We start from the raw sequence: 26,333 nt of genomic DNA, 5'->3' as shown, positions 1-26,333 counted from the left end.
TCCACCGCTACGCGGTCCCCCTCCCCACAAGTGGGGAGGAGACAATGCGGCCCCTACCCCGCGATCTGGCCGAAGTCGGCGACCTGGCCCATGACGTCGCGGACCTGGCCCAGCAGCTTCAGGCGGTTTTCGCGTTCGGCGGGGATGTCGGAGTTGACCAGAACGTCGTCGAAGAAGCGGTCCACGGGCGCACGCAGGCGCGCCAGGGCCGTCATGGCGGCGGCGAAGTCCTCGGTCTCCAGCGCGGCCTCGACGGCGGTGCGGGCGGCGCCGACGGCGAAGGCCAAGGTGGTCTCGGCCTCGGGCTGATTGGGCAGGCCGGTCTGAACCATGCCGGTGGGCAGCGGGCCCTTCTTCTCCTCGGCGCGCAGGATGTTGGAGGCGCGCTTGTAGCCGGCCAGCAGATTGGCGCCGTCGTCGGTGGCGAGGAAGGCGGCCAGCGCCTCCACCCGACGCACGATGCGGACGAGGTCGTCGTCGCCCAAAGCGAAGACGGCGGCGACGAGATCGTGGCGCTGACCTCGATCTCGCAGGAGGACGGTCAGGCGGTCTTGAACGAAGGCGAGGATCGGCTCCGATTGTACAGAAACATACCACTCAAAATGTTCGTCACCCTTATCGGCCAGATCGTCTGGTGACGGCTTCTGCTGATCGGTCCACGTCGAAGCCGCCGCAATCGATCCATGCAAATCAATGGTGGAGATTGACTGGTAATCAAACTCCCGTTCCTCAGACTGAACGGACTGGATGACGTGCTGAGAAATGGCTGATCGCAGCAGGCCCCTGATTGGTATCGGGCGGCCCGATTGCTCAATGATATTGGTGAGGCCGAGCGTCGCACGACGAATAGCGAACGGATCGCGAGAGCCGGTTGGCATTTCCTTGATAAGGAAGAAGCCGACCAGGGTGTCCAGCTTGTCGGCCAGGGCGACGGCGACCGTGACCGGGGCGGTCGGGACTGTGTCGGCGGGGCCTTGGGGCTTGTAGTGGTCGCGCACGGCGTCGGCGATCGCGTCGGAATGGCCGGCGAGACGGGCGTAGTAGCCGCCCATGATCCCCTGCAGTTCCGGGAATTCGCTGACCATGCCGGACAGCAGATCGGCCTTGGACAGGCGAGCGGCGGTTTCGGCCTCATCGGCGTCGGCGCCGACCAGCGGCGCGATCTCACGCGCCAGACCGGCGATGCGCTCGACGCGCTCGGCCAAGGTGCCCAGTTTGGCGTGGAAGGTGACGCCGGACAGTTTGGCGTTCCAGGCGTCGAAGCCGACCTTCTGGTCCTCCTCCCAGAAGAACCGGGCATCGTTCAGGCGGGCGGACAAGACGCGGCTGTTGCCGGCGGCCAGGGCCTTGCCGCCGTCGGTCGCCTCGACATTGGCGACGACCAGGAAGTTGGGGGCCAGGCCGTCTTTGGACGGATCGCGGACGGCGAAATACTTCTGGTGCACCTTCATCGACAGGCGCACGACTTCCGGCGGCAGGGCCAGGAACTGCGGGTCCATGTCGCCCAGAATCGGGGTCGGCCATTCCGCCAGACCCGCCACCTCGTCCAGCAGGCCGTCGTCATCGACCAGGGCGAGCCCACGCGCAGCGCAGGCGGCCTTGGCCTGTTCCAAAATGCGCAGCTTGCGATCGGCGACGTCCAGCAGGACGAAGTTCTTTTCCAGTTGGGCGCGGTAGTCGACGAAGTCGCTGACGCGCAGCAGCGCGCCCGACCCCAGGAAGCGGTGCCCCTCGGTGATCGCATCACTCTGAATTCCGTCAATCTCGAACGGGACCACCTTGCCGTCGAACAGGCACAGGATGCGCTTGATCGGACGCACCCAACGCAGCGTGCCGGCACCCCAGCGCATCGACTTGGGCCAGGGGAAGGTGCGGATCACCTGATCCACCGTCTCGGCGACCAGATCGGTCGTGGCGCGGCCCTTGGACGACAGGACGGCGAACAGGACGCCATCGCGCTCGGTCAGTTGATCGCGGGTCAGGCCGGTCTTGCGCAGGAAGCCTTCCAGCGCCTGTTCCGGGGCCGAGGCGCGCGGGCCCTTGACCTCTTCCTCGCGGTCCGGCGTGGCCGTGGGTAAGCCGTCGATGACCAAGGTCAGGCGGCGCGGACCGGCATAGGTCGTCAGCGCCTCCCAAGTCAGGCCGGCGGCCTTCAACCGGTCGGAGACCATCCGCTCCAGGTCGCGCGCGGCGCCCTGCTGCATCCGGGCGGGGATTTCTTCGGAGAAGATTTCGAGGAGGAGTTGGGGCATCAGGCGGTTTTCCGCTCTTGTTCGACGTAGGCGAGAGCGCAGGCTTTGCAGAGTTCGCGGATGCGGCCGATGTAGCTCTGGCGTTCGGCGACGGCGATGGCGCCGCGGGCGTCCATCAGGTTGAATAGGTGGCTGGCCTTCAGCACCTGATCATAGGCGGGCAGGACCAGCGGCTGATCCTGCGGGCCACGCATGTCCAGCAGGCGCTGAACCTCGCCCACCATGTCCTCGAACCGCCGCTTCAGACCGTCCACGTCATAGCCGTGGAAGTTGGCTTCCGACTGTTGCCGCTCGTTCTCCAGGAAGACCTCGCCATAGGTCAGGCCCTCCTTGGTGAACTTCAGATCATAGACGTTGTCCACGCCCTGGACATACATGGCCAGACGCTCCAGCCCGTAGGTCAGTTCGCCCGACACCACATCGACCTCGATGCCGCCGACGCCCTGGAAATAGGTGAACTGCGTCACCTCCATCCCGTCGCACCAGACCTCCCAGCCCAGGCCCCAGGCGCCGACAGTGGGGTTTTCCCAGTCGTCCTCGACGAAGCGGATATCGTGGAGTTTCGGATCGATGCCGATGGCCGCCAGCGACCCCAGATACAGCTCCTGAAGGTTGTCCGGGTTCGGCTTCAGGATGACCTGGTATTGGTAATAGTGTTGGAGGCGGTTCGGGTTTTCGCCGTAGCGGCCGTCGCCGGGGCGGCGGCTGGGCTGGACGTAGGCGGCCTGCCACGGCTTCGAGCCGAGCGCGCGCAGGACGGTCGCGGGGTGCAGCGTGCCGGCCCCGACCTCGATGTCATAGGGCTGCAGAATGGCGCAGCCCTGCTCGCCCCAATAGCGGTGGAGCGTCAGGATCAGGTCCTGAAACGCGAGCGGCTCGGTCGAGGTGGTCAAATCGGGCTCGTGGGGAGGGGCTGCAAAAAAGACGGCGGACCATAGGGCCCGCGGCCTTCCGCTTCAACAAGCAGAGGCCGGCCATTTGGCGGCGTCCAGCAAAGAGCCGGCTTAAGACGCAGCCAGGCAGGTTGGGCGGACCCACGCGGCCGGGTGAGTTTCGGCCAGGATCGCCGCCGCCGCCTTGGCCGCCGCATCCGTCCGATAAAGGCCGAACACGGTCGCGCCCGAGCCGGACATGCGGGTCAGGGCCACGTCCGGCGTGTCGGCGACGGCGCGCAGGGCCTGCGCGATGGCGGGCGTCAGGGACACCGCCGGCGCCTCCAGATCATTGCGCTGAACCGAAAGCCAGTCGATCACCGCCTCCACGCTCCAGTCTGTGGGAGGCGCCGGGCGGTTCGCCGATCTGACCGGCCCTGCGTCATAGGCCTGGTAGACGGCGCCTGTCGGCGACGGGCCGCCGGGATTGAAAAGCACGGCCGGCAGCAGCGGCAGGCGGGGTTCGTCGGTCAGCACGTCTCCCCTTCCCTCGGCCCAGGCCGTGCGCATCCGCAGACACATCGGCCCGTCCGCCCCGACGACGCCCGCGACCGCCTCAAGCGCGGCGTCGTCGAGATCGATCGCCAGCACGTCGCGCGCCAGCTTCAGCGCCGCGCCTGCATCGGACGATCCGCCGCCCAGCCCCGCCGCGATGGGCAGGTGTTTGTCCAGCGTGACCTTGAGCTTCGGCTCTCCGATGCCGCAGGCCTCGCCCAACTGCCGCAGCGCGCGCAGGATTAGATTGTCATCTGTCGGCCCCAGCCCGCCGCCGAACGGCCCGGCGACCGTCAGCGATAAGCGATCCGCCGGCTCGACCGACACCAGATCCCCGACATCGGCGAAGGCGACCAAGCTGGACAGCGGATGATAGCCGTCAGCATCCACCGCGCCGACGTGTAGGAACAGATTGATCTTGGCCGGCGCCAGGGCGGTCAGGGCAGGCATGACCTATTGCGCGACGCCCTGAACGCTCGGCGCGCTGTCCAGCCCATTGGCGATCTTGCGTTCGACCTCGGCCCGACGTTCGGGTTCGGGCTCCAGCACCAGGACGCGGTTCCACAGCCAGACGGCCTCGCGTTGCCGGCCGACTTTCCAGTAGGCGTCACCCAGGTGATCATTGATCTCGGCGTTGGACGGCTCCTTGTCGACAGCCTCTTCCAGCGTGTTGACGGCGGTCTCGTACTGGCCCTGTTTGAACTGCGCCCAGCCCAGGGAATCCTGGATGTTGCCGTTGTCGGGCTCCAGCGCATGGGCGCGGGCGATCATTTCGGCGCCTTCCTGAACCCGCAGCCCCTTATCGACCCAGAGATAGCCGAGGTAGTTCAGCATGTCGGCGTCGTTCGGCGCGGTCTGAAGCGCGGCCCAAAGTTCGGCCTCGGCCTCGGGAACACGACCCAGCGCCTCATAGGCCGCGCCGCGCAGGAAGTGGACGCTGGCGCCCTGATCGGCGGTGTTCAGAAGCGGCCCGTCCAGCAGGCTCAGCGCCTCATCATGCTGTTTCAGTTGCATCAGCTGACCGGCCAGGACCAGGGCGATCTGGCGATCGTCGGGGCTGGCGGCGGCGGCGCGGCGCAGCTCGATGAGCGCGTCCTGCGACTGGCCATCCTCTTCCAGCGCGACGGCCAGCTGAGCGCGGGCGGCGGCGTAGAGTTGCGGATCGGCGGTCCCGACCCGCGACAGGGCGTTGCGGGCGGCGGATTTCAGACCGGCGCGGGAGAGCACCTGGGCCAGCTGATATTCCGTCTCGTCATCGTCGTGCAGGTTCTGGGCGAGGCGCAGATAGACGGCGGCGAACTCGTTGCCGCGTTCGGCCGAAGCCTGGGCGGCGGCGGTGACCAGGCCCTGGGCGGCGCCTTCGCGGAAGTCGGGCAAGGCGGGCGGGCGGCCGCCGTCTTTCAGCCGTTGCAGCGCGCGGGCCACGCCCGGATCGACGGGCTGGACCGCCATGGCGGCTTCATACAGGGCGACGGCGTCGTCGCGGCGACCGCGCCGTTCCAGAAACTCGCCATAGGGGCGTTTGAACAGGGCGCCGACGCCGGCGACTTCGGAAGCGGTCTTCAACTCGACCTCAGCCTCGGCATAGTCGCGACGTTTTTCCAGCAGGGCGGCGCGATTGATGCGGGCGAAGGCCAGGGTCAGGGGATCGCCGGCGGTCGGGACCGGCTGAAGCGCCCGGGTCCAGTCGCCCGCTGCGGCGGCGATCCACGGCGCGACCAGAAGACCGGCGCGGGCGTGCGGTGCGCCGATGGGCTGACGGGCCAGTTCGGCGTTCGGCGTCCTTGCGTCGCCGCGCACGAAGTCCTGCACCAGACGCACCAGCCGCCCGCCCTCGACGAACGCGGGAGACGCCGTCGCATCGGTCGGGGCCAGGGCCGCCGCCACGTCCAGGTCGCCGGTCAGCAGGGCGGAGGTGAAGGCCTGTTCGCGCACGCGCGGCTGTTCCGGCGTCAGCCGTTCCGCCTGGGCCAGATAGTCCGAGCCCGTCGCCCCCTCGCCCTGCATCAGGGCCAGCTTGCCCGCCAGATACAGACCATAGGCGCTGCGGCCCTCGGCGTTCGTCGGGATTGGCGCCCAGACGGCCGGGATCGCCGGCGTCGCGGGCGTGTCGGTGATGATGATGTGAGGATCGGGCGCGGCCTCGGTCGGCGCCTGACCCGGCGCGACCTGACCCGGCGCCGTCTGACCCGGCTCCAGGATCACGGCCGGCGGATGGGTCTCCGGTGTCGGGGCGGGCGGGGTCGTTTCCTGAGCCGAGGCGTGGCCGGCAAGCGCCACGGCGAGGACGGTCAGGGAGGCGGCGAACAGGCGAGAACGGGAGGCGATCATGCCCGGACCCTTCACGCTTTCATCCGCCCTCGCAAGAGGATGAATGGTTGTTCCTCCTCTTCCGCTCATCCCCGCGAAAGCGGGGACCCAGTTTCTCCGTCGCCAGTGAGTTGGACGAGCACAGCCTCGCCAACCTTTGCATTGATCGCCCAAAGGACTGGGTCCCCGCTTTCGCGGGGATGAGCGGGATCAGGGGCTCGTCACATGTTCGGATAGTTGGGACCGCCGCCGCCTTCCGGCGTGGTCCAGACGATGTTCTGCGATGGATCCTTGATGTCGCAGGTTTTGCAGTGGACGCAGTTCTGGGCGTTGATGACGAAGCGCGGATCGGCCTTGGCCGCCTCGTCGCCATAGACCACCTCGTACACGCCCGCGGGGCAGTAAAGCCGCGCCGGCTCGCCGTATTTGGGCAGGTTGACGCGGATCGGGATCGACGGGTCCAGCAGCTTCAGGTGGGCCGGCTGGTCCTCGGCGTGGTTAGTGTTGGAGATGAACACCGAGGACAGCTTGTCGAACGACAGTTTCCCGTCCGGCTTGGGATAGGCGATCGCCTTGTGGTCGGCGGCCAGGCCGGTCGAGGCGGCGTCGGTCTTTTCGTGCTTCAGCGTGGGGATCGGCGACAGGCCGGCCAAGAGGGTGCGGCACCACATGTCGAACATGCCCAGCGCCCCGCCCAGCGTCGTGCCGAACCTGGACAACAGGGGCTTGGCGTTCCGGACGACCGACAGCTCCTTGTAGACCCAGCTCTTTTCGAAGGCGGTCTGGTATTCGACCAGTTCGTCGCCCGCGCGCCCAGCCTGAACGGCTTCGTAAGCGGCGTCGGCGGCCAGCATGCCGGTCTTCATGGCGTTGTGGCTGCCCTTGATGCGGGGCACGTTCACGAAGCCGGCCGAGCATCCGATCAGCACGCCGCCGGGGAAGCTCAGCTTCGGGATCGACTGAAGGCCGCCTTCGGTGATGGCGCGCGCGCCGTAGGAGATGCGTGTCCCGCCCTGCAGGTGCTGGGCGATCTCGGGGTGGTGCTTGAAGCGCTGGAACTCGTCGAACGGCGACAGGAACGGGTTCTTGTAGTTCAGGTGAACCACATAGCCGACGGCCACGTAGCGATCGCCGAAGTGATACAGGAAGCTGCCGCCGCCGGTGTGTTCGTCCAGCGGCCAGCCTGTCGTGTGCTGGGCCAGGCCGGGCTGGTGCTTGTCGGCCGGGACCTGCCACAACTCTTTCAGGCCGATCCCGTATTTCTGGGGCGACTTGCCGTCCTGAAGCTTGTGCTTGGCGATGATGGTCTTGGCCAGAGAGCCGCGCACGCCCTCGGCGATGAAGACGTATTTGCCGTGCAGTTCGATGCCGGGCTGGAAGTCGCCGGTCGGCTTGCCCTCGCGGTCGATGCCGAAGACGCCGGCGACGACGCCCTTCACCTGACCCGTCTCTTCTTCCCAGACGACGTGGCTGGCGGCCATGCCGGGATAGACCTCGACGCCCAGGGCCTCGGCCTGCTCGCCCAGCCAGCGCGTGACGTTGCCCAGCGAGGCGATGTAGCAGCCGTGATTGTGCATGAAGGGCGGCATCAGCGGCATGGGCAGCGACGCCGACCCCTGCGGGCCCAGCAGCAGGAACTTGTCCTTTGTGACCGGCGTCTCCAGCGGCGCGCCGCGTTCCTTCCAGTCGGGGAACAGCTCGTTCAGCGCCTTGGGATCGATGACCGCGCCCGACAGGATATGACCGCCGACCTCGGCCGCCTTTTCCAGAACGGCGACGGTGATTTCCTTGCCGTCCTTTTCCGCGCGCTGCTTCAGGCGGATCGCCGCCGACAGGCCGGCCGGGCCGCCGCCGACGATCACGACATCGTATTCCATGATCTCGCGCTCGACGCCGTTCAGCGCCTCCAGCGGCGGCAGATTGTCGATGATGGCGTCCTGACGGGCGTTTTCCGCACCGCCTTCGATGGCGTCTTCGGCCATGGTTTCCCCTGAATCCCGGTTATCTGTGTGGTTATGCCGCTTATCGGAAGGTGACGCGAGGGCGGTCAAGGCTTATCGGTGGTTCGAGACATGAACGCGCAACCCCATGACATCGCTGCAGTCGAAAGCCTGCTCGCCTTCTGGCGGGATGCGGGGGTCGACGCCTGCTATGGCGATGCGCCCGTCGATCACACACACATCGCCCCGCCGCCGGCCGTCAAGGCGGTGCAGAGGGCGACGGCCTCGGTCATCATGCCTCTGGCCGGCGTCAACGCCGATGACGCCCTGGCCGAGGCGCGGCGGCTGGCCGCCGGCGCCGCGACGCTTCAGGATCTGGCGGCGGCGGTCGCGGCGTTCGAGGGCTGTCCGCTGCGCGGCATGGGCGCGACGCAATCGGTGTTCGGACGCGGCAACCCCAATGCCTCGGTCCTGATTATCGGCGAAGGGCCCGGCGCGGAAGAGGACCGAGCGGGCCAGCCCTTCGTCGGCAAGGCCGGGCAGTTGCTGGACCGGATGCTGGCGGCGGCAGGCCTGACCGACAGGGTGTTCATCACCAACACGGTCTTCTGGCGCCCGCCCGGCAACCGCACCCCCAGCCCGCAGGAACAGGCGGTGTGCGCGCCCTTCGTCGAGCGCGCCTTCGCCCTGCTGAAGCCCAGGGCCGTGCTGCTGCTGGGCGCAGCCTCCGCAAAGTCGGTCCTCGGCGCCGAGGAAGGCATCATGAAGCTGCGCGGCGCCTGGAAGGAATGGCGCCTGCTGGAGGGAGCGGTGTCGGCGCCCGTCATGCCGACCCTGCATCCCGCCTTTCTGCTGCGTCAGCCACAAGCGAAACGACAGGTGTGGAGCGACCTGCTTTCGCTGGCCGTTCGCCTTGAAACGGACTCGGTTGAAGAACAAGGCTAATCGCGGCATGTTCGCATGCTGACGACCGATCGCCATACACGCGCCTGTATCTTACGCGCGTCGCCAACGAGGGGGCCGCCGCTTATGTTTCTGTTCCGCCGCGCGATCCTCGCGTCGACGCTTGTCCTTGCGTTCTGCGCCGCCACGACGGCCGCGACCGCCGAGACGCCCTACGGGTCAACCGCCGAGGCCGGAGCCGGGGCCGGTTCCGGACGTCCCACCGCGCTGAGTTCGGCCGACAGAATCTCCTACACCACCGCCTTCGACGCCCTGCGACGCGGCGACATCGAGACGGCCCGCATGGCGGCTCGGCAGGCGCAGGACCGCGTGCTGCTGGGTCAGGTCGAGTTCGAAAGCCTGTTCCATCCCGATCATGTCGCCACCTACGAAGAGCTGACGGCCTGGCTTGAGACCTATTCGGATCTGCCGTGCGCGGACCGGGTCTATACGCTGGCGCTGCGTCGTCGCCCCGACGGCGCGCCCGAGCCGGTGCGTCCCGGCGGCGTGCTGGGCCGCACCTGGAACAGTCTGGTCAGCGCCGTGTCCGGCGACGGCGGCGTCACCGATCCGGCCAAGGCGGCGCGCGTCGCCTACAACAACGACGACCTGACCGGCGCCTCGGCCCTGGGTCGCCAGATCGGCGACTGGTGGACGGTCGGCCTGGCGGAATGGCGTCTGGGCCAGTTCCACGAATCCTTCGCCGCCTTCGAACGCGTCGCCAACGATCCGACCGAGGATGCCTGGGTCCGCGCCGGCGCCGCCTTCTGGACCGCGCGCGCCGCCGCCCAGTCGGGTCGTCAGGATCGCGTGACCGACTATTTGCGCCTGTCGGCCCAGTGGCCGGCTACCTTCTATGGCCAGATCGCCCTGCGTCAGCTCGGAGAAGAGCCGACGATCGAGAACATGGGGCCCCGCCCCTACCAGGCCGAGCCCCGCCTGCGTCGCGCCGCCTATGTGCCACAGAGCGCCGCCGTCGAACCGACCGCCCTGGAAGCCTTCGTCCAGGCCGACGCCCGCGCCAAACGCACCGTCGCCTTCTATGAGGTCGGGCGCAACGCCGACGCCGAGACCGAGCTGCGGTCCGGGCTGCGCACCGCCGTCGGCGATGCGGCCAAGATGTGGACCGCCCTGGCGCGCGCCATCCTGCCGATCAACACCTCGGCTGAAGCCAGCCGCATCGACGCGACCCGTTATCCGATGCCGGACCTGGCGCCCGAAGGCGGCTTCGTCATCGAGCGGGCGCTGGTCTACGCTCTGGCGCGCAAGGAAACCGATTTCAATCCCAACGCCCGGTCCAGCGTCGGCGCCTATGGGCTGATGCAGGTCATGCCGACGACGGCGGCCGAAATGACCGGCGATCGCACCTTCGTCTCGGACCCGACCAAGCTGCTGGTTCCGGCGGTCAACATGCGTCTGGGCCAGGCCTACATCAACAAGATGCTGGCCTTGCCGGCCTTCCAGGGCGATCTGCTGCGGGCCGTGGCCTCCTACAACGCCGGGCCTGGGCCGATGCTGGCGGCGGTCAGGAAGCTGGGCGCGGACGCCGATCCCCTGCTGCTGATCGAGACGATCGACGTGCCTCAAGCGCGCGACTACGTCGAAAAGGTTATGGCCAGCTACTGGATCTATCAGCGGCTGTTCGGCGGCCCACTAAAGACACTGGACGCCGTCGCGTCGGGCGCGCGCGCCGTTCCGATGGCGCTGGATTACGTCGCCCCGCCGCCGCAGGCCGAGCCGGTCCTGATCGCCGAGACGACGCCCATCGCCGGCGCGCGCTGACTTCTTAGAAGACCGCGAACAGCAGGCTGGCCCAAAAGGCCGCCCCGACCAGGGCCGCCAGCCCATAGGCCATGACCGGATTGAGGCCGCGCGCAGCGGCTTGGGTCTGAGGGCTGGGCAGGATCGGGCTTGTCATCCTCAAAGAGATAACAACGTCCGCTTAACGCTGCGTCAGCCGGGATGGTTGTCGTGCGTTAAGCCCAGCGCGTCGGCTTCCCACTCAAGAAAATGCGGATGGACCAGCAAGGTCTCGGCATAGGCCCGGGCCGTGCCGTCGTCTCCGTGCGCCGCAAGGTCCAACTGGAAATGGCGGATGCGGGCGGCGACCGGCGTGAAGAAGGCGTCCGGCACGGACCATTCGCCGAACAGATACGGCCCGCCCGCCCCGAACCGCCCACGCAGGCTCCGCCACAGTTCGACGATCCGGCGCAAATCCTTGGCCAGGCCCGGATGGTCCGGCGCGGGTGCGCGACTGGGGCCGACCATCCAGTGATCCGGGCCGGTCGAACAGGCCGTCCGCAAGGCGGTGAAGCCGCCATGCATCTCGCACGCCGCCGAACGCGCCAGCCAGCGCGCATGGGCGTCCGATGGCCAGAGGCGGGCTTGCGGATAGCGTTCGGCCGCCCAGACGGCGATGGCCATCGAATCCCAGATCACCTCGCCCTCGACCTTCAGCACCGGGACGAGACCGGACGGCGAATGTTCACGGATGCGCTGATCGGTGTCGGGCTGGTTCAGCGGCACGATGATCTCATCGAAGACCGCGCCGCAATGTTTCAGCACCAGCCACGGCCGCAGCGACCACGTCGAATAGGCCTTGTCGCCGATCACCAGTTCCATCACGCGTCTCCTGTCGCCGCCATCAATGGCTTGCCGCCCGCCTCGGCACAACCACCGCCAAGGCGTCGCCCGCGATCCGAGCGGCGTGCGAGAAGCGCGCTGAATCTGGAACAAGGGCTGTCAAAGTCAGTCTCACGGCCCCGCCAAACCTTGACTCAGCGCCCCCCACGACCGACACGACCCGCCCATGATCACGCGCTACTCCCGCCCCGTCGCCGCCGCCATCTGGTCCCAGGAAACCAAATACAAGATCTGGTTCGAGATCGAGGCCCACGCCGCCACGAAGATGGCCGAGTTGGGCGTGATCCCCAAGGAATCGGCCGACGCCATCTGGGCCAAGGGCAAGGATGCGACCTTCGACGCCGACCGCATCGACGAGATCGAACGCACCACCAAACACGATGTCATCGCCTTCCTGACGCACGTCGCCGAGATCGTTGGCGAAGAAGCGCGCTTCCTGCACCAGGGCATGACCTCTTCGGATGTGCTGGACACCTGTTTCGCGGTTCAGCTGGCGCGGTCTTCGGACCTGCTGATCGAGGGCGTCGACCGGGTTCTGGCCGCGCTGGAGACACGCGCCAAGGAGCATAAATACACCCCGACCGTGGGCCGTTCGCACGGCATCCACGCCGAGCCCGTCACCTTCGGCCTGAAACTGGCCGGCTATCATGCCGAGTTCCAGCGCGCCAAACGCCGCCTGATCACCGCCAAGGAAGAGATCGCCACCTGCGCCATTTCGGGCGCCGTCGGCACCTTCGCCAACGTCGATCCGGCGGTCGAACAATATGTCGCCGACCAGATGGGCCTGACCGTCGAGCCGGTCTCGACCCAGGTCATCCCGCGCGACCGCCACGCCGCCTTCTTCGCCGCCCTGGGCGTCGTCGCCAGCTCGGTCGAACGTCTCGCCGTCGAGATCCGCCACCTGCAACGCACCGAAGTCCTCGAAGCCGAGGAGTTCTTCGACAAGGGTCAAAAGGGCTCGTCGGCCATGCCGCACAAGCGCAACCCGATCCTGACGGAGAATCTGACCGGTCTGGCCCGTCTGGTCCGCTCGGCCGTGACGCCCGCCATGGAGAACGTGGCCCTGTGGCATGAGCGGGACATCAGCCACTCCTCGGTCGAACGCGGCATCGGCCCGGACGCTACCATCCATCTGGACTTCGCCCTGCACCGTCTGGCCAATGTGGTCGAGCGGCTGAACGTTTATCCTGAGAACATGCAGAAGAACATCGACCGCCTGGGCGGTCTGGTGCACTCGCAACGGGTGATGCTGGCTCTGACCCAGGCCGGCGTGTCGCGCGAAGACGCCTATGCCGCCGTTCAGGAAAACGCCATGAAGGTCTGGCGCGGCGAAGGCGCCTTCCTGGATTTCCTAAAAGCCGACGACCGCGTCACCCTGCCCGCCGACCAGCTCGAAGCCCTGTTCGACCTCGGCTATCACACCAAGAACGTCGACGTGGTGTTCAAGCGGGTGTTCGGAGACTGACGTCATGAGCGAGCGCACGATCCGGCTCAATCCCCGGCTCGATCCCCGCGACTATGCGGCGGCTTATGCGCGCGACGGCATGGTGCAGGTGCCCGATTTGCTGGACGCGGCCAGCGCTGAATGGCTTGAGCTGGCGCTCGAACACGACACGGCCTGGCATCTGTCCTTGAAGACGCCGGAGGGCGGCAAGCTGCTGTCGCCGCAAGACATGCAGGCCATGGGCCGCGACGCTATCGGCGCCCAGATACAGCGCGCTTTGGCGGAGGGTCGCGAGGGTTTCTCCTTCATCTATCTGGCCTATCCGATCATCACGACCTTGCTGACCGGCAAGGACGAAGGCCATGCGACGCACGCCCTGGTGCAGTTCTTCAACGACACGCCCTTCACCACATTCGCCAAGACGGTGACCGGCGAAGCGAGCGTGACCAAGATCGACGCTCAGGCGACCTGGTTCCGGCCGGGCGACTTCCTGACCCAGCACGACGACACAGGCGTCGGCGAGCGGCGGGCTGCCTATACGCTGGGCCTTTCGCGCGATTGGCGGCCGGACTGGGGCGGCCAGTTGCTGTTTCACGACGCAAACGGCGATATCGAGCGCGGCTTCAAGCCGGGTTTCAACGTCTGGACGGTGTTCAAGACGCCCCGCCAGCACTCCGTCGCGCCGGTCGCCGCCTACGCCGGCGGCAAGCGCCGCTCGATCACCGGCTGGCTGCGCGACGACCCGCCGGTCAAGTGACAAATCATACGGGCGATCGCCGGTTGGGGTTCGCACCCATCGTCGATACGGAAACCCGATTGTTGATCCTGGGCAGCCTGCCCGGCGACGCCTCGCTGAAGGCGGCCCAGTACTACGCCCATCCGCGCAACGCCTTCTGGCCGCTGATCGGCGGCGTGTTGGGCGAAGACCTTGCGGTCCTGCCCTACGAGCAGCGTCTCGACCGATTGAAGGCGCGCGGCGTCGGTCTATGGGACGTGATTGCTGCGGCGGAGCGGTCGGGCAGCCTAGATGCGGCGATCCGCTCACCGGAGGCGGCCGATTTGCGCGGACTGATCGGTGGCTTGCCGGCGCTAAGGGCGGTCGCTTTCAATGGAAAGCTGGCAGCCAAGCTGGGGCGACGCATTATTGGCGACACGGGCGATATCATTCTGGTCGACCTGCCGTCCTCCAGCCCGGCCCACGCCATATCCTTGTCGGCAAAGGCCGAAACCTGGGCCATACTGAGGAAGTTTTTCCCGGATAAGCCCGCCGCCTGATGATCCTGACCCTGTCCTGCCCCGACCGCCACGGCATCGTCGCGGCCGTCTCCGCCTTCCTGTTGCAGCGGGACGCCAATATCTCCGACGCTCAGCAGTTCGGCGACGCCTCCAGCGCCACCTTCTTCATGCGCGTCGTTTTCGAACCGGCGGACGGCGACGCCGAGACTGCGATCCGCAGCGCTTTCGCGCCGTTAGCAGAGCGTTTCGCCATGGACTGGACTCTTCGAGGACCGTCTCTGCGCAAGGTGATGATCCTGACGTCCCGATTCGATCACTGTCTGGCGGACCTGCTTTACCGCTGGCGCATCGACGAACTGCCGATGCAGGTGACGGCGGTCGTATCGAACCACCCGCGCCAAATGATCGGCCATGTGGATCTGGGCGACCTGCCCTTCCATCACCTGCCGGTCAGCGCCGCCGACAAGCCGGCGCAGGAAGCCGAACTGCTGCGCCTGATCGAGGAGACGGGGACCGAGTTGGTTGTCCTCGCCCGCTATATGCAAATTCTGTCAGACGATCTCAGCCGTAAGCTGAATGGACGCTGCATCAACATTCACCACTCGTTCTTGCCGGGATTCAAGGGCGCTCGCCCGTACCATCAGGCCCATGCGCGCGGCGTGAAGGTGATCGGCGCCACCGCCCACTACGTCACGCCCGACCTGGACGAAGGCCCCATCATCGAACAGGACGTAGAACGCATCAGCCATCGGGATACGCCCGAAGATTTGATCCGCAAAGGCAGAGATATCGAGCGTCGCGTCTTGGCGCGGGCGGTCAGGCGTCATTTGGAAGACCGTGTTTTGCTGCACGGCACAAAGACGGTTGTGTTCGAAGACTGAATGGTCAAGCTGCGATAACTTGTCGCGCGACACGCATCCATTGTTCGGTCTGACGCGTAACGTTCCTGTTACCGCCTTGAGAGCGGCCCAAAGGGAACGAAACACAATGACAAATCTTCGCAATCTGATGCTCGTCGCCGTGTCCGGCGGCGCGCTGATGGCGCTGGGCGCCTGCAACAACAACGAACCAGCCGCCACGACCCCAGCCGAGTCCACCGCCATGGCTCCGGCTGAGGGCGCCGCAATGGCTCCAGCAACCGATCCGATGGTCGGCGGCGCAGCCATGAGCCCCAACGAGACCATCGTCGCCAACGCCTCCAAGGCCTCCAACCTGACTACCCTGGTCGCCGCCGTGAAGGCCGCCGGCCTGGTCGAGACTCTGCAGGGTCCCGGCCCGTTCACGGTCTTCGCCCCTGACAACGCCGCCTTCGAGAAGATCCCCGAGGCGACGCGCACTAGCCTGATGCAGCCGGCGATGAAGGCTGATTTGACCAAAATCCTGACCTACCACGTGGTCGCCGGTCGTCTGACGGCCGCCGATATCGCTGCGCAGGCCCAGGCCAACGGCGGCACCGCCACGCTAAAGACGGTTCAAGGTGAAGAACTGAAGGTTTCGGCCGGCCCGAACAACACCTGGGTCATCACCGACGCCAAGGGCGGCAAGTCCACGATCACGCAAGCCGACGTAGGCCAATCGAACGGCGTCGTCCACGTCGTCGACACGGTTCTGATGCCGTAAAAAATATTTGGTTTCGGGCGGCGACGCCTGAAACCAAATCTCGGCCCTGGTGTTCTTCAGGAGCGCGAGACGCACAGTACGCCGGGTGAGACATCCCCCCAACGTCCCCGGCAAGAAGAAAGGGCCGCACTTTCCCCCGGGTGCGGCCCTTTCGAATTCTCAGATCAGTCCAAAGACCGGGGCGATTACTCTCCGGCGCGAATCTGCTCGCGGGCGATCGAGGCCAGCTCGTCGATCTTGGAGCGAATCTCGCCCTCCGACACCGACAGGCCCGAGGCCTTGAAGTCACCGGCGACCTTGCGGAACACGTCCTCGTCTCCCGGCTGTTCGAAGTCGGCGCGCACCACGGCGGCGGCATATTGGTCCGCGCTTTCGCTCGACAGCCCCATCTTTTCGGCAGCCCAAAGGCCCAGCATCCGGTTGCGCCGGGCGATGGCCTTGAACTCCTGCTCCTGATCGAGGGCGAACTTGGCCTCGAAGGCCTTTTCCCGATCGTCGAAGGTCGTCATTTCGCTCAGCAAAGCTCCGTCCACCCCGCTAACGTCGGGGCAAGCGCCGTCTATAGACCGCCCGACCGTGAACGCAACCTGACTTCCGTCGCATGGACATCCTGTCCCCAGTCATTGCGCGTCCGGCCATCCCATTTGTGTCCAGGGCCGCCTTCGGCTAAGGAGACCCCGAACGAGATTGACTGCCCGAACGATTCCGAAACGCGCCGCCAGGACCGGGTCCTTCCCATCCACATATGGCCGCGCGATTTTTGTTTCTGGAGGGCGCCCGTAAGCCGGGACCGGACCATGAACAGCAAGCGCAAGAAGATCTACGAAGGCAAGGCCAAGATCCTGTACGAAGGACCCGAGCCCGGCACCCTGATCCAGTATTTCAAGGACGACGCCACAGCCTTCAACGCGCAGAAGAAGGCCGTCCTGGAAGGCAAGGGCGTGGTCAACAACCAGATCAGCGAGTTCATCATGTCGCGCCTGAACGGCATCGGCGTGACCAACCACTTCATCAAGCGCCTGAACCTGCGCGAGCAGCTGATCCGCGAAGTCGAGATCATTCCGCTGGAAGTCGTGTGCCGCAACATTGTCGCCGGCTCGATGAGCCAGCGCCTGGGCATCGAGGAAGGCACGCCTCTGCCCCGCTCGATCATCGAATTCTACTACAAGAAGGATGAGCTCAACGACCCGATGGTCACCGAAGAGCACATCACCGCCTTCAACTGGGCCTCGACCCAGGAGCTGGACGACATGCTGGCGATGACGGTGCGGGTGAACGACTATCTGTCGGGCCTGTTCAGCGCCGTCGGCATCACCCTGGTGGACTTCAAGATCGAGTTCGGCCGGGTGTGGGAAAACGACTTCAGCCGCGTGCTGCTGGCCGACGAGATCAGCCCCGACAGCTGCCGCCTGTGGGACGCCTCCACCGGCGAAAAGCTGGACAAGGACCGCTTCCGCCGCGACCTGGGCGATGTCATCGAGAGCTATACCGAAGTCGCGCGTCGCCTGGGCATCATGAAGGGCATGCCGACGGTGATTCAGGGAGGACTGCACTGATGGCCCCAACCGCTTCAAGCAAGGTAAAGGTTCACGTCTTCCTCAAGCCTGGCGTCCTGGACGTTCAGGGCAAGGCCGTCGAGGGCGCGCTGCAGGGTCTGGGCTGGTCGGGCGTCTCCAACGCCCGCGTCGGCAAGCTGATCGAATTCGACCTCACGGGCGCCGAAGACCCGCAAGGCGAAGCCAAGAAGATGTGCGAGCAACTGCTCGCCAATACGGTGATGGAAAGCTACCGCATCGAGGCGGCGTAAAATCTGCTGTCTCCTCTCCCATGTTGCGGGAAGGAGACGGTTGCATCCTTCGGCATCGACGCCAGTTTAGCAGACGGTTTGATTGACGGAGCGCCCATGACCTTCACCCTTACCTCCACCGATATCCAGGACGGCGGCGTGCTGCCGGACGCCCAGGTTCACGCCAAGGGCAACACTTCGCCGCAGCTCTCGTGGTCCGGCGCGCCGGAAGGGACCAAGAGCTACGCGATCACTTGCTATGATCCCGATGCGCCGACCGGCTCGGGCTTCTGGCATTGGACGGTGGCCAATATTCCCGCAGATGTGACCGAGCTGCCGGCCGGCGCCGGATCGCCGGGCGGGCATCTGCCCCACAGCGCCATCCAGGGCCGCACCGACTATGGCCAGCCCGGCTTCGGCGGCGCCGCCCCGCCGCCCGGTCATGGTCCGCACCGCTACATCTTCACCGTCTTCGCCGTGGACGTGGAGACGCTGGACGTCACCGCCGACGATTCCGGCGCCGTGTTCGGCTTCAACCTGCATTTCCACACCCTGGCCAAGGCCTCGATCACCGCGACCTACGAAAACAAAGCGTGATCGATGCAGGGCGGCGTCGCCCTTGTGACGTCATGAACGCTGATTAGTGTGCGGCGCAACATGACAGACGCTGCCCTCGACACCGCCCTTCCCGTCCGCTCGCGCGGGGCGGTCGCCCTCGTGCTGATCGCCCTGGCCATGGGCGGGTTCGCGATCGGCGTGACCGAGTTCGCGGCCATGAGCATCCTGCCGGACTTCGCCGCAGGGCTCGGCGTCGATGCGCCGACCGCCGGCCACGTCATCAGCGCCTATGCCGCCGGCGTCGTGGTCGGCGCGCCGATCCTAGCCGTGCTAGGCGCGCGCTACCCACGCTGGCTGCTGCTGATCGCCTTCATGGCCCTGTTCGCCATCGGCAATGTGGCCAGCGCCCTGGCCCCGACCTATCACTGGATGCTGGTCTTCCGCTTCCTCAGCGGCCTGCCGCACGGGGCCTATTTCGGCGTGGCGGCCCTGGTCGCGGCCTCGATCGTGCCGCTGCATTTCCGCACCCGCGCGGTGTCGACCATCCTGATGGGACTGACGGTCGGCACCGTGCTGGGCGTGCCCGTCGTCAACATCATCAGCCATGCCCACGGCTGGCGCTGGACCTTCGCCATCGTCGGCATGCTGGCGGTTCTGACCATGGCGCTGGTCGCCCTGTTCGCGCCGCGCGATCCGGCCCATCCCGACGCCAGCCCGTGGCGCGAGTTGGGCGCCCTGAAGCGCAGCCAGGTCTGGCTTACGCTGGGCGTGGGCGCCATCGGCTTTGGCGGCATGTTCGCGGTCTACGCCTATCTGGCCTCGACGATTGAGGCGGTGACGGGCGCCAGCCCCGCTGTCCTGCCGTGGGTCTTCGCCGTATTCGGCGTCGGCATGTTCCTTGGCAATATCCTGGGGGCCTGGGCGGCGGATCATCTGGGGTTCAAGGCGGCGGGCGGCCTGTTGATATGGAGTGCAGCGGCGCTGGCCCTCTATCCGCTGGCGGCGCCGCACCTGTGGGCGGTGATGGTCGTGGTCTTCCTGATCGGCGGCGGAGGCGGCCTGGGTTCGATCCTGCAGACGCGGCTGATGGACGTCGCCGGCGACGCCCAGACCCTGGCGGCGGCGCTCAACCATTCGGCGTTCAATACGGCCAACGCCATCGGCCCGCTGCTCGGTGGAATGGCGATCGCAGCGGGCTATGGCTGGGCCTCGACCGGCTGGGTCGGCATGGGGCTGTCGCTGGGCGGCTTCGTCATCTTCCTGATCGCCTGGCTGACGAGTCGGGCGCGCGCGACGGCCTGACAAGGCGAAAGAACCCTGCTAAAGGGCCGCGCCATGAGCGCAGCCGTCATCGTCTTCCCCGGTTCCAACTGTGATCGCGACTGCAAGGTCGCCGTCGAACGCTCCACCGGCGAGCCGGTCTCGATGGTGTGGCACGCCGAGACCGAACTGCCGCAGGGCCTTGACCTGATCGTCATTCCCGGCGGCTTCTCCTACGGCGACTATCTGCGCTGCGGCGCCATGGCGGCCCAATCGCCGGTCATGCAGGCGGTCAGGAAGGCCGCGGACGACGGCGTCGCCGTGGTCGGCATCTGCAACGGCTTCCAGATCTTGTGCGAGGCCGGAATGCTGCCCGGCGCCCTGTTGCGCAACAAGGGTCTGAAATACGTCTGCAAGCCCATCGCCCTGACCGTCGCCAACGGCCAGACCCGCTTCACCGCCGGCTATCAGGGCCAGCGCGAAGTGACGATGACTCAGGGCAACGGCGACGGAAACTTCTTCGCCGACGCCGAAGCCCTTGCCCGGATCGAGGGCGAGGGTCAGGTGGTCTTCCGCTACGTCGACAATCCCAACGGCTCGGTCAACGACATCGCCGGCATCCAGAACGCGCGCGGCAACGTTCTGGGCATGATGCCCCACCCGGACCGCGCCTTCGAAGCCGAACTGGGCTCCGCCGACGGCGCGACCCTGTTCCAGAGCATCTATGCGGCAGCTTGACGCACCCGTCCGCCGAGCCTGACCGCAGAGCGTCAATCATCGCTCGCCTGAGTTGACAACCTCCCCGCGCCGCGCCATCGAACCGGCATTGGGGGAGTTCAAATGATCAAGAAATTCGTTGTCGTCGCATCCGCGATGCTCGTCACCGCATGCGCCACGCCTTACGTCGCGACGCCTTATGAGCGCTCCGCCTCGAACGTGCGCACCATCACCGTCCTGGACGATTCGGCGGAAGACCAGGCGATCGCCTACGAAGTCGCGTCCATGGGTTCGAACTTCGGCCTGATCGGCGCACTGGTCGACGCCGGCATCCAGGCCGAGCGCCGGGCCGCGCTGAATCGCGCGTTGGAGACGGCGTCCTTCGACGGCGAAACCCTGTTTGAGACGCGGCTGGCCGAAAAACTCGGATCGCAGGGCTATCAGGTCAAGGTCCAGAAGACAGACGCGCCGCGCGGGAAACGCGATTTCCTGGTCAGCTACCCGACGCCCGAGGGTCCGGTCGACGCCTATATCGACGTCGTCGTCACCCACTACGGTTATCTCTCGGCAGGCGCCTTCCAACCGTTCCGGCCCTCGGTAGGGGCCAAGGTTCGCCTGGTGGCCGCCAATGACCCGACCAAGATCCTGATGGACAACCGCATCGTCTGCAACATGATGAACACCGAAGGCTCCGGCGCCATCACCCTGTCGCCGAACCCGGCCTATGAGTTCAAGAACCGCGAGGCCTTGCTGGAAGATCCTGCGCGCACCGCGGCTGGCATTCAGGACGCCCTGTATCAGGTCGCCGACACCGCCGCCCAACTGCTGCGATAGGCTCGTCATGCGTTTCGCCCTTGCATCCGTTGTCGCCGCGGGCGTCGTGGGGTTGGCCGGTTGCGTGACGGTCGCACCGCCCGCGCCGGCCACGCTGACGTTCGACCGCACAGACTGCATGGCAGTGGACCTGACAAAGGCGGTCAGCCTGACCCCTCCCAAGGAACAGGCGGTCCACTATGTCTCGGCGCACGTCGACCAGACTGCGCCCTGCGCAGCCCTTGACGGCGTGTCCTCGGCCTATGCTCTGTTCGCCATTCCAGCCGACAGCGAGGACAAGACCCTGACGGTAGGGGCCTATCTAGAGCCTTTACGGATTCTGTCGCCGGCCGTGACGATTCTCGATGCCGAGGGTCGCGACACCCGCCGTTTCACGCCCGATGAGTTCATGTATCGCGGCGTGAACTATTCGGTCTTGTTCAAACCACGCGCCAATGAGCGCTTTGTGATGGTGTCCAGCGATCCGTCACGTGTGGGCCAGCGATATGACTCCATCAGCATCGGAACAAGCGCGACAACGGCGTACACCGGCTACGGAACTGCAACCTTCGTAGGCGGCGTCGACAGCGCCCAGTCGCGGGTCTTTTCCTACGACGGAATGGCGCAGGTGACGGTGAACGACGCCGATACCAAGGAAGTGGCCACCGCTCCCAGGCCCTGAGCGTCAGGCGGTCTCGCCATCCGTATCGGGCGCTTCACCCGGCGTAACCACGCCGCCCGGTTCGCGCTGGGCGGCCAGTTCGCGGGCGCCGACGCCGAGGCCCTGTTCGATGGCGCGGTTGGCGGCGACTTCGTCTTCGAGCGAGGGCTGAGTGTTGTCGATATCGGCCATGATGGGCTCCTTGAGTATAGACTGCCTCTGACAACCACGCGGTCGGGCCGATTGTTCCTAACGGCCGAAAAACGGCTCCAGGCTGGCGCGGGACAGCGGGCGGAAAATCAGGAACTGGCCGTCCACCGTCACCGTGACCTCATGGGCTTGCGGACGTTGCAGCAGGGCGGGGTCGTCCAGCGACACGGCGCGGCCCGAGGCGATATCGCGCGCATCCAGCGCCGGGGTCGTCGGCCGGCCGTTCTCGTTGGCGAGCGCCGACAGGAAACCTCGCACCTCATTGGCCTGCTGCTGAGCCGTTAGGGCCGCGCGAACACGTGACCAGGCAGTCTGGACCGAGGTCGGCAGAGGCGCTCCGCTCGTCTGGGCGGACGCCTGGCCCGCTGCCACGACGATCGCGATCGACAGAGCCGACAGGGAGGCTTTCAGTGTCATGTCGGGCAGGATGAAGCCGCAGGCCGCCAATGCAAGCTTCACTTTTCTGGCTGTCGCGGTGAACCTTCCACCAAGGCAAGGCGTAAAGGTCAAACAAGCGTCGCACTGGAAATCGAATGTCGTCCATCATCCGTCCCACGCCCCGCCAACGCACCCGTCGTCTGGTCGTCCTGGCCGCCGCCCTGTTCGCCATCATCGTGCCCCTGGTGCAGAACCTGGCGGGCTTGGGCCTGAACCAGGCCGAGTTCGCCGCCGACGGCGCCAGCACCCTGCGCGTTGCGGGCTACGCCTTCTCGATCTGGGGCCTGATCTATATCGGCATTCTGGCCTATGCGATCCGTCAGGCCCTGCCGCAGACGGGTGAAAGCCCGCTGCTGGGCCGGATGGGCCTGCCGTCCGCCGTCGCCTTCTTCGGCATCGGTTTCTGGATCATCGTCGCGGCCCTGAACCTGAAAGCCGCCAGCGTGGGCGTGATCTTCGCCTCGCTGATCGCGCTGCTGCTGCCGATGCTGGCCGTATCGGGCCATATCCGCGCGCTGAAAATGTTCGATCGCGAGCGCATCCTCCTGGTCTGGCCGCTGGCGGCCCTGGCGGGCTGGCTGACGGTGGCTGCGCCGTTGAACCTGATCACGACGGCGACCGCGTTTAACGCCCTGCCCGCCGCCCTGTCGCCTGACCTGTGGGACATCGTCGCCATCGTGGCCGTTACGTTCGTCGCCCTGGCGGTGACGGCGGTGCTGCGCACCCTCGCCTATCCGCTGCCGACCGCCTGGGGCCTTCTGGGCGCGTTCGTCGCCGAACAGGCGGACAAGCCGACCGTCGCCTTCACGGCCCTGGCCGGCGCGATCGTCCTGCTGATCGGCGGCCTGCTGCTGACCTTCCGCCTGCGACCTGGCGTCGAACGCGCTCGATAGGCTCAGGGCTTGTCGGTGACCGCGTCGTCCTGAGGCGCGTGGTCATCGGCGCCGACGTCGAAGGCGCCGGTTTCATCGAAGCCGACGCTGCCGACCCCGACGGCCGAACCGGTCAGCCGCTGACGCCGGCTGGCTAGGGCCGCTTCAGGCGCTGCGGCGTCCATCTCCGCCGTGGTTTCTGGATCATTGGAACGATCCATCTGTTGGCCCGAGGCCGGGACGATGCGGTCGGTGTGGGGCTTGCTCACGCCTCGTCCTCATCGGCGTCATCGGCCTGTTTCTGAGCCCGTTCGGCCAGGGCGGAGGCGCCGGCGTCGTCGGCGGCGATCTCGGGCAGGTCGTCGTCTTCGGGGGTGGCGGCGGGGTCGATGGGCGTGTCGGTCATGGGGGCTCCTTTGGCTGTCGACGAAATCAACCACCTGCGATGGACGATGTTCCCCGTTCTTGCGCCGCGCGGGCTGACATTCGGCCCATCTGCGGCTAGAAGCGCCGCCCATGAGCGCTCCGCAAAAGACCCCCCAGAAGTCGATGGCTGAACTGGCCGCCGAATACGGCCTGGCCCCCAATGAATATCAGGTCGTCCTCGACCGACTGGGGCGCGAGCCCAACCATGTCGAACTGGGCGTCTTCTCGGTCATGTGGTCCGAGCACTGCTCCTACAAGTCCTCAAAGATCCACCTGGGCAAGTTCCCCACGACTGGAGAGCGCGTCATCTGCGGGCCGGGCGAGAACGCCGGCGTGATCGACATCGACGACGGCGACGCCTGCATCTTCAAGATGGAGAGCCACAACCACCCGTCCTACATCGAACCCTATCAGGGTGCGGCGACGGGCGTGGGCGGCATCATGCGCGACGTCTTCACCATGGGCGCGCGCCCCGTGGCCCTGCTGAACGCCCTGCGTTTCGGCGATCCCAGCCATGAGAAGACCAAGCGTCTGGTCAAGGGCGTGGTCTCGGGCATCGGCGGCTATGGCAACTGCGTCGGCGTGCCGACGGTCGCGGGCGAGACCAACTTCCACAAGGGCTACAACGGCAACATCCTGGTCAACGCCATGTGCGTCGGCCTGGCCCGCGCCGACGAGATCTATTATTCGGCCGCGCCCGAGGCGGGCCACGACGTGGTCTATTTCGGCTCCAAGACCGGCCGCGACGGCATCCACGGCGCGACTATGTCCTCGACCGAGTTCGACGACGAGTCGGAGGCCAAACGCCCCACGGTTCAAGTCGGCGACCCCTTCGCCGAGAAGCTGCTGATTGAGGCGACGCTGGAGCTGATGGCCTCGGGCGCCGTCGCCGCCATTCAGGACATGGGCGCAGCGGGCCTGACCTCCTCCTCCGTCGAAATGGCGGGCAAGGGCGGCGTCGGCATCGAACTGAACCTCGATAAGGTGCCACAGCGCGAAACCGGCATGACGGCCTATGAGATGATGCTGTCGGAAAGCCAGGAGCGAATGCTGGCGGTGCTGAAGCCCGGCTACGAGGACGTCGGCTATCGCATCTTCCAGAAGTGGGGCCTGGACTTCGCCATTATCGGCAAGACCACCGACACCGGCCATCTGGTGCTGAAGCATCACGGCGAAACCGTCTGCGACGTGCCCCTGGCGCCGCTTTTCGACGACGCGCCCCTGTATGACCGCCCGTGGGTTCAGCCGGAGCTTCAGCCGAAACTGAACCACTCGGACATTCCCGCGCCTGAGAACTGGGCCGATGCGGTGATGAAAGTCGTCGCCTGCCCCGACATGGCGTCGAAGCGCTGGATCTGGGAACAGTACGACCGCCACGTCATGGCCGACACGCTGCAGGACTCCTCGACCGGCGCCGACGCCGGCGTGGTGCGCGTGCATGGCACGGACAAGGGTCTGGCCGTCACGTCGGACTGCACGCCCCGCTATGTCCAGAACGACCCCTATGAGGGCGGCAAACAGGCCGTGGCCGAGGCCTGGCGCAACCTGACCGCCGTCGGCAGCCGTCCGATCGCCATCACGGACAATCTGAACTTCGGCAATCCGCAACGCCCCGAGATCATGGGCCAGATCGTGCGCGCCATCGACGGCATGGCCGAGGCCTGCCGCGAACTGGTGTTCCCGGTCGTGAGCGGAAACGTGTCGCTCTATAACGAGACCAACGGCGTCGCCATTCCGCCGACCCCGACCGTGGGCGCTGTCGGCCTGCTGCCCAACTACGACGTGGTGGCGGGCTTCTCGACCATGGCCGAGGGCGATGCGCTGGTCCTGATCGGCCAGACCCAGGGCGAGCTGGGCGCCTCCATCTATCTGCGCGAGGTCCTGGGCCGCGAGGACGGCGCCCCGCCGCCCGTCGATCTGAAGCTTGAAAAGAAGACCGGTGATTTCGTGCGCGACCGGATCGAGGCGGGCGAGTTGACCGTGGTTCACGACCTCTCGGACGGCGGTCTAATTGGCGCGGCGGCCGATCTAGTGCTGGCTTCCGACGTCGGCGTGACCCTGGACGCCTCCAGCTCGGCCCACGCCCACATCTTCCTGTTCGCCGAGGACCAGGCCCGTTACCTGGTCGCCGTGCCTGACGCCGACGCCATCATCGCCAAGGCGCGCGAGGCGGGTCTGCACGCTTCGGTCGTCGGCCATGCGGGCGGCGCCGCCTTCGCCTCCAAGGGCGACAAGGGCGAACTGTTCAGCATCCCCGTCGCCCATCTGCGCGAATGGCACGAAGGCTGGATGCCGGGTTGGCTGGGCGACGCCGCATGATCCGCGTCCTGGCGCCGCTTGCCCTGCTCGGCGTGCTGAGCGCCTGCGACGGCGGCGGCGATCCGGTGCAACAGGCGCTTCGCGACGCCTCCGCCGCCAACCAGGCTGCGGAGGCGCGCACGACGGAACAGATGGAAGCCGCCGGTCATGACGGTCACGCCATGGGCGGCCCTACCCCCGGAGCCACGCCTGGAGATCGGGCCTTCGCCGCCTCCGAAGCCGAGATGCACCGCAAGATGGCCGCCGCCTCGGGTCAGACGATCGATCAGGCCTATGTCGCCAAGATGATCGCTCACCACGAAGGCGCCGTCGCCATGGCCAAGGTCGCCCTGCGCGACAGCCGCGAACCGGAAATTCGACGCATGGCCCAGAGCGTCGTCGACACGCAGACGCGCGAGGTCGCCGAGATGAAGGCCTGGGCGCCGAGCGCGCAATAGTGCGCTAAGGGTCTTTCGAAGG

The 26,333-nt window shown here is 66.6% G+C and carries 29 protein-coding genes; 17 read left to right on the top strand and 12 right to left on the bottom strand.

Translation table 11 applies throughout. The features are described 5' to 3' along the window. Positions 1-53: 53 nt before the first annotated feature. From glyS to LG306_RS06400, 5 genes are all read right to left on the bottom strand, one after another. The gene (gene glyS / locus LG306_RS06420; RefSeq protein ID WP_404419118.1) at positions 54-2,252 is read right to left on the bottom strand and encodes a glycine--tRNA ligase subunit beta; all 2,199 of its coding nucleotides are present in this window, start codon (positions 2,250-2,252) and stop codon (positions 54-56) included. Next, the gene (locus LG306_RS06415; protein WP_404419116.1) at positions 2,252-3,145 is read right to left on the bottom strand and encodes a glycine--tRNA ligase subunit alpha; all 894 of its coding nucleotides are present in this window, start codon (positions 3,143-3,145) and stop codon (positions 2,252-2,254) included. Before LG306_RS06415 ends, glyS begins: the two co-directional genes overlap by 1 nt. A 111-nt stretch (positions 3,146-3,256) precedes the next feature. Further along, the gene (locus LG306_RS06410; protein WP_404419114.1) at positions 3,257-4,129 is read right to left on the bottom strand and encodes a 4-(cytidine 5'-diphospho)-2-C-methyl-D-erythritol kinase; all 873 of its coding nucleotides are present in this window, start codon (positions 4,127-4,129) and stop codon (positions 3,257-3,259) included. A 3-nt stretch (positions 4,130-4,132) separates the two neighbouring features. After that, positions 4,133-6,010, bottom strand: a complete 1,878-nt coding sequence (locus LG306_RS06405; protein WP_404419112.1) for a tetratricopeptide repeat protein — start codon at positions 6,008-6,010, stop codon at positions 4,133-4,135. 200 nt (positions 6,011-6,210) lie between these two features. After that, positions 6,211-7,866 (bottom strand): electron transfer flavoprotein-ubiquinone oxidoreductase, encoded by a 1,656-nt coding sequence (locus LG306_RS06400; RefSeq protein ID WP_404419660.1) that lies wholly within the window; start codon positions 7,864-7,866, stop codon positions 6,211-6,213. A 195-nt stretch (positions 7,867-8,061) separates the two neighbouring features. On the opposite strand from LG306_RS06400, the gene LG306_RS06395 reads away from it, so the two are divergent. Both LG306_RS06395 and LG306_RS06390 read left to right on the top strand, forming a co-directional pair. Continuing rightward, positions 8,062-8,874: a uracil-DNA glycosylase family protein gene (locus LG306_RS06395; RefSeq protein WP_295194832.1), complete on the top strand. Its 813-nt coding sequence runs from the start codon at positions 8,062-8,064 to the stop codon at positions 8,872-8,874. Between the two features lie 84 nt (positions 8,875-8,958). After that, entirely contained in the window at positions 8,959-10,653 is a 1,695-nt protein-coding gene (locus LG306_RS06390; RefSeq protein ID WP_404419109.1) for a lytic transglycosylase domain-containing protein, read from the top strand. Positions 10,654-10,657: 4 nt separating this feature from the next. Here LG306_RS06390 and LG306_RS06385 read toward each other — a convergent pair whose 3' ends face one another. Continuing rightward, positions 10,658-10,789, bottom strand: coding sequence for a hypothetical protein (locus LG306_RS06385; protein ID WP_404419107.1), 132 nt, complete (start codon positions 10,787-10,789; stop codon positions 10,658-10,660). A gap of 35 nt (positions 10,790-10,824) precedes the next feature. Next, the gene (locus LG306_RS06380) at positions 10,825-11,493 is read right to left on the bottom strand and encodes a glutathione S-transferase family protein (protein WP_404419105.1); all 669 of its coding nucleotides are present in this window, start codon (positions 11,491-11,493) and stop codon (positions 10,825-10,827) included. A gap of 187 nt (positions 11,494-11,680) precedes the next feature. On the opposite strand from LG306_RS06380, the gene purB reads away from it, so the two are divergent. The 5 genes from purB to LG306_RS06355 all read left to right on the top strand — a co-directional run bounded on the left by purB (position 11,681) and on the right by LG306_RS06355 (position 15,814). Further along, the gene (gene purB, locus LG306_RS06375; RefSeq protein WP_137722239.1) at positions 11,681-12,979 is read left to right on the top strand and encodes an adenylosuccinate lyase; all 1,299 of its coding nucleotides are present in this window, start codon (positions 11,681-11,683) and stop codon (positions 12,977-12,979) included. 4 nt (positions 12,980-12,983) lie between these two features. Continuing rightward, positions 12,984-13,715, top strand: coding sequence for a 2OG-Fe(II) oxygenase (locus tag LG306_RS06370; protein ID WP_404419103.1), 732 nt, complete (start codon positions 12,984-12,986; stop codon positions 13,713-13,715). 23 nt (positions 13,716-13,738) lie between these two features. After that, positions 13,739-14,233: a DNA-deoxyinosine glycosylase gene (locus LG306_RS06365; RefSeq protein ID WP_404419101.1), complete on the top strand. Its 495-nt coding sequence runs from the start codon at positions 13,739-13,741 to the stop codon at positions 14,231-14,233. Continuing rightward, on the top strand, positions 14,233-15,075 hold the full coding sequence (purU, locus tag LG306_RS06360; protein WP_404419099.1) for a formyltetrahydrofolate deformylase: 843 nt from the start codon (positions 14,233-14,235) through the stop codon (positions 15,073-15,075). The genes LG306_RS06365 and purU overlap by 1 nt, the downstream gene beginning before the upstream one ends. Before the next feature lie 106 nt (positions 15,076-15,181). Next, positions 15,182-15,814, top strand: a complete 633-nt coding sequence (locus LG306_RS06355) for a fasciclin domain-containing protein (protein ID WP_404419098.1) — start codon at positions 15,182-15,184, stop codon at positions 15,812-15,814. A gap of 185 nt (positions 15,815-15,999) precedes the next feature. Here the strand turns inward: LG306_RS06355 and LG306_RS06350 are convergent, their stop codons facing one another. Then, positions 16,000-16,323 (bottom strand): DUF1476 domain-containing protein, encoded by a 324-nt coding sequence (locus tag LG306_RS06350; protein ID WP_205682776.1) that lies wholly within the window; start codon positions 16,321-16,323, stop codon positions 16,000-16,002. Positions 16,324-16,611: 288 nt separating this feature from the next. On the opposite strand from LG306_RS06350, the gene purC reads away from it, so the two are divergent. The 7 genes from purC to LG306_RS06315 all read left to right on the top strand — a co-directional run bounded on the left by purC (position 16,612) and on the right by LG306_RS06315 (position 21,630). Next, positions 16,612-17,370 carry a phosphoribosylaminoimidazolesuccinocarboxamide synthase gene (purC, locus tag LG306_RS06345; RefSeq protein WP_045809860.1) on the top strand — a complete coding sequence of 253 codons (759 nt, stop codon included), beginning with the start codon at positions 16,612-16,614 and terminating at the stop codon, positions 17,368-17,370. Next, positions 17,370-17,621 carry a phosphoribosylformylglycinamidine synthase subunit PurS gene (purS, locus tag LG306_RS06340; RefSeq protein WP_404419094.1) on the top strand — a complete coding sequence of 84 codons (252 nt, stop codon included), beginning with the start codon at positions 17,370-17,372 and terminating at the stop codon, positions 17,619-17,621. The genes purC and purS overlap by 1 nt, the downstream gene beginning before the upstream one ends. Before the next feature lie 96 nt (positions 17,622-17,717). Continuing rightward, positions 17,718-18,197, top strand: coding sequence for a YbhB/YbcL family Raf kinase inhibitor-like protein (locus tag LG306_RS06335; protein WP_404419092.1), 480 nt, complete (start codon positions 17,718-17,720; stop codon positions 18,195-18,197). Positions 18,198-18,257: 60 nt separating this feature from the next. Continuing rightward, positions 18,258-19,460 (top strand): MFS transporter, encoded by a 1,203-nt coding sequence (locus LG306_RS06330; protein WP_404419090.1) that lies wholly within the window; start codon positions 18,258-18,260, stop codon positions 19,458-19,460. Positions 19,461-19,493: 33 nt separating this feature from the next. Continuing rightward, positions 19,494-20,156: a phosphoribosylformylglycinamidine synthase subunit PurQ gene (purQ, locus tag LG306_RS06325; RefSeq protein ID WP_404419088.1), complete on the top strand. Its 663-nt coding sequence runs from the start codon at positions 19,494-19,496 to the stop codon at positions 20,154-20,156. Positions 20,157-20,258: 102 nt separating this feature from the next. Beyond that, positions 20,259-20,969 carry a hypothetical protein gene (locus LG306_RS06320; protein ID WP_404419086.1) on the top strand — a complete coding sequence of 237 codons (711 nt, stop codon included), beginning with the start codon at positions 20,259-20,261 and terminating at the stop codon, positions 20,967-20,969. Positions 20,970-20,976: 7 nt separating this feature from the next. Next, positions 20,977-21,630, top strand: coding sequence for a hypothetical protein (locus LG306_RS06315; protein WP_404419084.1), 654 nt, complete (start codon positions 20,977-20,979; stop codon positions 21,628-21,630). A 3-nt stretch (positions 21,631-21,633) separates the two neighbouring features. Here LG306_RS06315 and LG306_RS06310 read toward each other — a convergent pair whose 3' ends face one another. Both LG306_RS06310 and LG306_RS06305 read right to left on the bottom strand, forming a co-directional pair. After that, on the bottom strand, positions 21,634-21,801 hold the full coding sequence (locus tag LG306_RS06310; protein WP_404419082.1) for a hypothetical protein: 168 nt from the start codon (positions 21,799-21,801) through the stop codon (positions 21,634-21,636). Between the two features lie 57 nt (positions 21,802-21,858). Continuing rightward, positions 21,859-22,278 (bottom strand): hypothetical protein, encoded by a 420-nt coding sequence (locus tag LG306_RS06305; RefSeq protein ID WP_404419080.1) that lies wholly within the window; start codon positions 22,276-22,278, stop codon positions 21,859-21,861. 74 nt (positions 22,279-22,352) lie between these two features. Here LG306_RS06305 and LG306_RS06300 point away from each other — a divergent pair, with 74 nt between their 5' ends. After that, entirely contained in the window at positions 22,353-23,150 is a 798-nt protein-coding gene (locus tag LG306_RS06300; RefSeq protein ID WP_404419078.1) for a hypothetical protein, read from the top strand. 2 nt (positions 23,151-23,152) lie between these two features. On the opposite strand, the gene LG306_RS06295 is transcribed toward LG306_RS06300, so the two are convergent. Both LG306_RS06295 and LG306_RS06290 read right to left on the bottom strand, forming a co-directional pair. After that, complete coding sequence (locus LG306_RS06295) at positions 23,153-23,398, bottom strand: Tat pathway signal protein (protein ID WP_184279288.1); 246 nt, start codon at positions 23,396-23,398, stop codon at positions 23,153-23,155. Next, the gene (locus LG306_RS06290; RefSeq protein ID WP_404419076.1) at positions 23,395-23,535 is read right to left on the bottom strand and encodes a hypothetical protein; all 141 of its coding nucleotides are present in this window, start codon (positions 23,533-23,535) and stop codon (positions 23,395-23,397) included. Before LG306_RS06290 ends, LG306_RS06295 begins: the two co-directional genes overlap by 4 nt. Before the next feature lie 110 nt (positions 23,536-23,645). On the opposite strand from LG306_RS06290, the gene purL reads away from it, so the two are divergent. After that, positions 23,646-25,874 carry a phosphoribosylformylglycinamidine synthase subunit PurL gene (gene purL / locus LG306_RS06285; RefSeq protein ID WP_404419073.1) on the top strand — a complete coding sequence of 743 codons (2,229 nt, stop codon included), beginning with the start codon at positions 23,646-23,648 and terminating at the stop codon, positions 25,872-25,874. Beyond that, complete coding sequence (locus LG306_RS06280; RefSeq protein ID WP_404419071.1) at positions 25,871-26,311, top strand: DUF305 domain-containing protein; 441 nt, start codon at positions 25,871-25,873, stop codon at positions 26,309-26,311. The genes purL and LG306_RS06280 overlap by 4 nt, the downstream gene beginning before the upstream one ends. Positions 26,312-26,333: the final 22 nt, after the last annotated feature.

This window comes from Brevundimonas vesicularis (assembly GCF_044807075.1).
Classification (GTDB): Bacteria; Pseudomonadota; Alphaproteobacteria; order Caulobacterales; family Caulobacteraceae; genus Brevundimonas; species Brevundimonas vesicularis_G.
The sequence above is the reverse complement of the archived record's forward strand: the minus strand, read 5'-3'. Positions and strand labels throughout refer to the sequence as shown.

Excerpts from the sequence above, each read along its gene's own strand:
- glyS (WP_404419118.1), bottom strand. The coding sequence starts at position 2,252 with ATGCCCCAACTCCTCCTCGAAATCTTCTCCGAAGAAATCCCCGCCCGG.
- LG306_RS06410 (WP_404419114.1), bottom strand. The coding sequence starts at position 4,129 with ATGCCTGCCCTGACCGCCCTGGCGCCGGCCAAGATCAATCTGTTCCTA.
- LG306_RS06405 (WP_404419112.1), bottom strand. The coding sequence starts at position 6,010 with ATGATCGCCTCCCGTTCTCGCCTGTTCGCCGCCTCCCTGACCGTCCTC.
- LG306_RS06400 (WP_404419660.1), bottom strand. The coding sequence starts at position 7,866 with ATGGAATACGATGTCGTGATCGTCGGCGGCGGCCCGGCCGGCCTGTCG.
- LG306_RS06395 (WP_295194832.1), top strand. The coding sequence starts at position 8,062 with ATGAACGCGCAACCCCATGACATCGCTGCAGTCGAAAGCCTGCTCGCC.
- LG306_RS06390 (WP_404419109.1), top strand. The coding sequence starts at position 8,959 with ATGTTTCTGTTCCGCCGCGCGATCCTCGCGTCGACGCTTGTCCTTGCG.
- LG306_RS06385 (WP_404419107.1), bottom strand. The coding sequence starts at position 10,789 with ATGACAAGCCCGATCCTGCCCAGCCCTCAGACCCAAGCCGCTGCGCGC.
- LG306_RS06380 (WP_404419105.1), bottom strand. The coding sequence starts at position 11,493 with ATGGAACTGGTGATCGGCGACAAGGCCTATTCGACGTGGTCGCTGCGG.
- purB (WP_137722239.1), top strand. The coding sequence starts at position 11,681 with ATGATCACGCGCTACTCCCGCCCCGTCGCCGCCGCCATCTGGTCCCAG.
- LG306_RS06370 (WP_404419103.1), top strand. The coding sequence starts at position 12,984 with ATGAGCGAGCGCACGATCCGGCTCAATCCCCGGCTCGATCCCCGCGAC.
- purU (WP_404419099.1), top strand. The coding sequence starts at position 14,233 with ATGATCCTGACCCTGTCCTGCCCCGACCGCCACGGCATCGTCGCGGCC.
- LG306_RS06355 (WP_404419098.1), top strand. The coding sequence starts at position 15,182 with ATGACAAATCTTCGCAATCTGATGCTCGTCGCCGTGTCCGGCGGCGCG.
- LG306_RS06350 (WP_205682776.1), bottom strand. The coding sequence starts at position 16,323 with ATGACGACCTTCGACGATCGGGAAAAGGCCTTCGAGGCCAAGTTCGCC.
- purC (WP_045809860.1), top strand. The coding sequence starts at position 16,612 with ATGAACAGCAAGCGCAAGAAGATCTACGAAGGCAAGGCCAAGATCCTG.
- purS (WP_404419094.1), top strand. The coding sequence starts at position 17,370 with ATGGCCCCAACCGCTTCAAGCAAGGTAAAGGTTCACGTCTTCCTCAAG.
- LG306_RS06335 (WP_404419092.1), top strand. The coding sequence starts at position 17,718 with ATGACCTTCACCCTTACCTCCACCGATATCCAGGACGGCGGCGTGCTG.
- LG306_RS06330 (WP_404419090.1), top strand. The coding sequence starts at position 18,258 with ATGACAGACGCTGCCCTCGACACCGCCCTTCCCGTCCGCTCGCGCGGG.
- purQ (WP_404419088.1), top strand. The coding sequence starts at position 19,494 with ATGAGCGCAGCCGTCATCGTCTTCCCCGGTTCCAACTGTGATCGCGAC.
- LG306_RS06320 (WP_404419086.1), top strand. The coding sequence starts at position 20,259 with ATGATCAAGAAATTCGTTGTCGTCGCATCCGCGATGCTCGTCACCGCA.
- LG306_RS06315 (WP_404419084.1), top strand. The coding sequence starts at position 20,977 with ATGCGTTTCGCCCTTGCATCCGTTGTCGCCGCGGGCGTCGTGGGGTTG.
- LG306_RS06310 (WP_404419082.1), bottom strand. The coding sequence starts at position 21,801 with ATGGCCGATATCGACAACACTCAGCCCTCGCTCGAAGACGAAGTCGCC.
- LG306_RS06300 (WP_404419078.1), top strand. The coding sequence starts at position 22,353 with ATGTCGTCCATCATCCGTCCCACGCCCCGCCAACGCACCCGTCGTCTG.
- LG306_RS06290 (WP_404419076.1), bottom strand. The coding sequence starts at position 23,535 with ATGACCGACACGCCCATCGACCCCGCCGCCACCCCCGAAGACGACGAC.
- purL (WP_404419073.1), top strand. The coding sequence starts at position 23,646 with ATGAGCGCTCCGCAAAAGACCCCCCAGAAGTCGATGGCTGAACTGGCC.
- LG306_RS06280 (WP_404419071.1), top strand. The coding sequence starts at position 25,871 with ATGATCCGCGTCCTGGCGCCGCTTGCCCTGCTCGGCGTGCTGAGCGCC.